This is a genomic window from Achromobacter sp. GbtcB20, assembly GCF_019091095.1.
Classification (GTDB): domain Bacteria; phylum Pseudomonadota; class Gammaproteobacteria; order Burkholderiales; family Burkholderiaceae_B; genus Achromobacter; species Achromobacter mucicolens.
The window spans coordinates 1-278 of record NZ_JAGXJZ010000490.1; the positions used below are offsets into that span (position 1 = coordinate 1).

Here is a 278-nt window from a genome sequence, read left to right on the forward strand (position 1 = left end):
GTAGCCGAGCGCCTCGAGGTCTTGTTCGTCGCGGTCCAGCAGGCTGCGTCCCAGGTGGCCGCGGCGCGAGACGTGGATGCTGTGGATCGGGGTCGCCGGGAATGGCCACGCAGCGACTTCTTCCAGCAGCATGCGGCTGCCCCAGGCCAGCGCGATCGAGCGCGGGTCGGAAATCGACTGGCCAAGCGCGCGTGCGTCGATCAGGGCGATCCGTTTGCCCTCGATGCCGCGCCGCGCGAGCAGGGCGGGCAGCGCCAGGCCGACCGGGCCGGCGCCGC

The 278-nt window shown here is 73.0% G+C and carries 1 pseudogene; it reads right to left on the reverse strand.

The features are described 5' to 3' along the window. Positions 1-278, reverse strand: a pseudogene (locus KVT32_RS29895) (2-octaprenyl-6-methoxyphenyl hydroxylase); the annotation flags it as partial.